A 3,657-nucleotide genomic window follows, 5' to 3' on the forward strand; every position below is an offset into this window, starting at 1 on the left:
GCCGACGGTCGAGACCGGCGGCCCATTCGTCACGCCCAACGCCCGGCTGGGGCTTGTGTCCGACCCCTGAGGAAAGAGTCAGCCGGCGCGGCCGTTGGTAATAGCGACTGCCGGAAGAGCTACTTCACGGGTGCTTTGATAGGCGCGCCAGCTTCGGTCATCTTGAGAGCGTTCGGGATGAAGTACTCGCTGAAACCCGCGATGAAGGCGAAGAGATAGAAGTTGTACGGCAGCATCGTGTCCGAAACGCCGCTGAGCAGCCAGCCAGCGAAGATCAGCAGTGACGCCACAGTCGATGCGATCAGACCGAGCAGGATCCGCGCGGCGCCGCTGTAGAGCATCTCCCATTTCGAGATAGCGTAGGCGAGCTTGATCGACTGGAGATCAAGCGAGACCGAAAAGAACGCCCCAAGTGCGCCGAACAGGAGTAGAATCAGGATCGAGACATTGCCTACCTGCTCAAGGGCACGGAAAGATGCGAACCACGGCGCCGGCAGCGGCGCAAAGTAGACGACAAGGAAAAGCACGATCACAATAAGGGTCGCGGCGGAGTTGGTCAGCACGTAGCGCATGCGATTGCGGCTGTCGCGTCGGGCTTCCATCTCCGCGTTGAAGCGGTCGATCTCGCTGGAAGCCGACTCGATATCGCCCTCGAACGCCATCTGCATCACGCGCGCGATTGGTGCGAAGATGCGCCAGCTGATCGACGTTCTGAAGTCCGACTTCGGATTGTCCGCGTACCAGAGACCGCGAGTCTGGAAGATCAGGTCGTTTGCACAAGACAGTCTGGCAGAGACCGGCGCGAGATTTCCGCGCATTGCCTGGGCGGTCGGATAGTCACCAGCGAGACTGTAACGCACGACGCCGATGTCGCCTGGGCTGACATCGGCAAGATAGATCATGAAGCGATCACAGCACGCATAGACATGGATGATAGGCGCGCCGAACATGTCCATTTTATCCGCCAGCATCTTGCGGGACTTGTCGCGGAACTCCGTGACTTCGGCGAGCGTGGGACCAGTGTCAGCGGCGCGGTCTTCGCCGGCGGGAGCGGGGGACGGGGCAGCGGGGTTTATTGGGAAGACGTTAGTCCCGCCACTCGGCACGGGATTCGGATCCCCCGGTGTGACGGGCTTTTTCTCGGGGCTTGCCTCTGGCGCAACATCGACCGTCGGGGCTGCGGCGTCCGCGTTGATCTCCGCATCGTTCCCTGTGCCAGTATCCGATGGCGATTCCAAGCCTTCGGTCAGACCATCGTCCATATCGTCACCCCTTTGCTATACCAACGCTTCCCACCCGCGCGGAGGCAGGCAGACGCGGTTTCGTGTTGCGAAGCAGTCCAGGCCACGCACGTGTTCGCGGGTCGCGAATACTCGAAAACCATTGGAGGGTAGAGGCGACTCGCCTTTGCAATCGCATCAGTATGGCTGATTCGGGGAAGTCGCGCCAGCTTCCGCTCGCGGTGCGAGTGAAAGATTTACTACCCCTCCACCCCCGCGAGATAGTCGACGATCGCCAGCGCCGCCGCGCTCGTCCAGTCGGCGCCGCCCATCAGGCGGGCGATTTCGGCGCCTTGGCGGTTGAGGATGACCGTTACCGGCAGGCCGGGGACGTTCATTGCTCGGGCGAGCGCGCTTTTCGGGTCGAGGAGGGGGGGGAGGGCGGTGATGCCGGCCGCTGCGTTGAAACGGTCGATGGCGGCGGGGTCGTTGCGGCCGGTGGCGATGGCGAGCACTTCGAAATCGGCGCCGCCGCGGGTGCGTTGCAGGGCGTCGAGCGAGGGGTTTTCCTCGCGGCAAGGCGCGCACCAGGTGGCCCAGAAGGTGACGAGGCGCAGGCGGCCGTTGCTGTCGGCCAGCCGATGCTCGGCGCCGGCCGGGTCGGTGAAGGCGATGTCGGGCGCCGGGATCGGGTCGGCATGGACCACGAGCTTGCGCATGTCGTCGGTGCGCAGGGCCTCGACGGCGGCGCGCTGATCCGGGGTCAGGGTCTGGCCGGCGGCGGGGTTTGCGCCGATCAGGACGGCGGCGTATAGCAGGGCGGCCATCGGCGCGGCGCGGCGCGTGAGGGCGGAAAAGACGGGCGGACGGATGGACAAGAAGACCTCGAACGCGATGTGGGGCGGGCGCTTCGCGGCCGGACCCGACGCGGTGATGGAAGCGATCAATGCCTCGATCGGCTTCGACAGGCGCCTGGCCGCCCAGGATATCGAGGCGAGCCGCGCCCATGCCGCCATGCTCGGCGCCACGGGCATCCTCAGCCTTACCGACGTCGAGGCGATCCGGGAAGGGCTGCTCACGGTCTTGTCAGAGATCGAGGCGGGGGAATTCGCCTTTTCCACCGCGCTCGAGGATATTCACATGAATGTCGAGAGCCGCTTGCGGGAGCTGATCGGCGAGGCGGCGGGGCGGCTGCATACCGCCCGCTCGCGCAACGATCAGGTGGCGACCGACTTCCGGCTCTGGGTGCGCGGCCAGTGCGACGCGGCGATCGGCGGGATCGAGGCGCTGATGCGCGCGCTGCTGGCGCAGGCCGAGGCCGGGGCGGAGATGGTGATGCCGGGCTTCACCCATCTGCAGGTGGCGCAGCCGGTGACCTGGGGCCACCATATGCTCGCCTATGTCGAGATGCTGGACCGCGACCGCGGGCGGTTTCGCGACGCGCGGGCGCGGATGAACGAATGCCCGCTCGGGGCGGCGGCGCTGGCCGGGACGGGGTTTCCGATCGACCGGCACATGACGGCGGAGGCGCTCGGCTTCGCGCGGCCGATGGCCAACAGCCTCGATGCCGTCAGCGACCGGGATTTCGCGCTGGAATTCCTGAGCGCGTCGAGTGTCTGCGCCACGCATCTCAGCCGGATGGCCGAGGAGCTGGTGATCTGGTCCACCGCGCAGTTCCGCTTCGTGACGCTGAGCGACCGGTTCTCCACCGGGTCGAGCATCATGCCGCAGAAGAAGAACCCCGACGCGGCCGAGCTGATCCGGGCCAAGGTCGGGCGGATCAACGGCGCGCTGGTGGCGCTGCTCACCGTGATGAAGGGCCTGCCGCTCGCCTATTCCAAGGACATGCAGGAGGACAAGGAGCAGGTGTTCGACGCGGCGGACAGCCTGATGCTGGCGCTGGCCGCGATGACCGGGATGGCGGCGGACATGGCGCCGAACGCCGAGCGGCTGCGGGTCGCGGCGGCGAGTGGTTTTTCGACGGCGACCGACCTCGCCGACTGGCTGGTGCGCGCACTCGGCCTGCCGTTCCGCGAGGCGCATCATGTGACCGGGGCGCTGGTGAAGCGCGCCGAGGAGCGCGGCGTCGATCTGCCGGACCTGAGCCTCGCGGAGATGCGCGCGGCGCATCCCGGCATCACCGACGAGGTCTATGCCGTGCTCGGCGTCGAGAATTCGGTGGCGAGCCGGCGCAGCTTCGGCGGCACCGCGCCGGCGGGTGTGCGCGAACGCGTCGCCGCCTGGCGCGCGGAGTTCCCGGCGTGATCCGGCTGGTTCTCATCCTCTGCCTCGCGCTCGGCGCCTGCGGCATCAAGGGCGACCCGGAGCCGGCCCTGCCGACCGACCGGGTGCCGGAGGGCTGAGGGGGGGGCTTCTCGTCGGCTTTCCGACCAAGCGCGCCGAAGGCACGCGAGGCGCAGGCCCGACAAAGCCGAGG

General features: G+C 67.0%; 4 protein-coding genes. 2 read left to right on the forward strand and 2 right to left on the reverse strand.

From position 1 onward, the window contains the following. Positions 1-119 precede the first annotated feature (119 nt). Together Q0480_RS01915 and Q0480_RS01920 are read right to left on the reverse strand one after the other, a co-directional pair. Entirely contained in the window at positions 120-1,262 is a 1,143-nt protein-coding gene (locus tag Q0480_RS01915) for a hypothetical protein (RefSeq protein ID WP_299130076.1), read from the reverse strand. A gap of 218 nt (positions 1,263-1,480) precedes the next feature. Next, a complete protein-coding gene (locus tag Q0480_RS01920; RefSeq protein WP_299130077.1) occupies positions 1,481-2,098 on the reverse strand; it encodes a TlpA disulfide reductase family protein in 618 nt (205 codons plus the stop codon). On the opposite strand from Q0480_RS01920, the gene argH reads away from it, so the two are divergent. Together argH and Q0480_RS01930 are read left to right on the forward strand one after the other, a co-directional pair. Next, a complete protein-coding gene (gene argH, locus Q0480_RS01925; protein ID WP_299130079.1) occupies positions 2,091-3,485 on the forward strand; it encodes an argininosuccinate lyase in 1,395 nt (464 codons plus the stop codon). The two genes, Q0480_RS01920 and argH, sit on opposite strands and share 8 nt — an antisense overlap. After that, on the forward strand, positions 3,482-3,583 hold the full coding sequence (locus Q0480_RS01930) for a lipoprotein (RefSeq protein ID WP_299130080.1): 102 nt from the start codon (positions 3,482-3,484) through the stop codon (positions 3,581-3,583). The genes argH and Q0480_RS01930 overlap by 4 nt, the downstream gene beginning before the upstream one ends. Positions 3,584-3,657: the final 74 nt, after the last annotated feature.

It is taken from the genome of uncultured Amaricoccus sp. (assembly GCF_937891315.1).
Classification (GTDB): domain Bacteria; phylum Pseudomonadota; class Alphaproteobacteria; order Rhodobacterales; family Rhodobacteraceae; genus Amaricoccus.

Bases quoted from the DNA above. Each gene is read 5' to 3' on its own strand.
- Q0480_RS01915 (WP_299130076.1), bottom strand. From the start codon at position 1,262: ATGGACGATGGTCTGACCGAAGGCTTGGAATCGCCATCGGATACTGGC.
- argH (WP_299130079.1), top strand. From the start codon at position 2,091: ATGGACAAGAAGACCTCGAACGCGATGTGGGGCGGGCGCTTCGCGGCC.